Genomic DNA, 640 nt, shown 5'->3' with positions numbered 1-640 from the left:
CTAATGAAGCCGCATATCCTGATTGTTTCACTGTCTATGATTTTACTGTCAGCTAACGCAGTAGCTGCCAGTAATTATATTGACCCGGCACAAAAGGAGATTGACCAGAAACATAAGGCACTTGTTGCTAAATATAAGAAATCATGCACAGCAAATAACAAAGTAAGTTGTCTTCTGGAAGCCAAATCAAAAGCGAGTGATGAAGTACCCAACCGTGGCAGTGTGTCTTATTCAAAGAGTCAGTATGGTTCGCTGAATAAGGCACAGGCAAAAAACAAGGTCAAAGAGCTTGTTGCTTTATATGACAAGCTGGATGGACAGAGTTCTGCGTCGTGGGACGGAAAAATCACTCAGCGCCAGATTGAGTCTGAGATTAAATGGATTATGTCATACAGGCTTGATCAATCCATGCCGGATATTTATACGGCAAAAATGTATGTCGGCGCATCGCTTAATTAATTAAGCGGCGTTTTAGAAAAAATTACGGCTAGCCGTAAGGAGATTCCTTTGTCTAAACAAACCTGCTTGATTATTTTTGCGGCGCTGTTTGCTGCGTTCCCGGCCTTTGCTGGTACGAACGTACTTGTCGCTAATATAGATCAGAATATTGGCGAATATGTCAGCGCAATATTATCCTCGA

Annotated in this window: 1 protein-coding gene; it reads left to right on the top strand. The window is 41.9% G+C overall.

What is annotated here, in order from left to right:
• On the top strand, window positions 1–459 hold a 459-nt coding region (locus tag MKP05_RS21370; RefSeq protein WP_240570145.1), incomplete at its 5' end, for a hypothetical protein.
• Window positions 460–640 lie beyond the last annotated feature (181 nt).

Source organism: Halomonas flagellata, assembly GCF_022487945.1.
Classification (GTDB): domain Bacteria; phylum Pseudomonadota; class Gammaproteobacteria; order Pseudomonadales; family Halomonadaceae; genus Halomonas; species Halomonas flagellata.
This window is presented reverse-complemented; position numbering and strand designations above follow the sequence as displayed.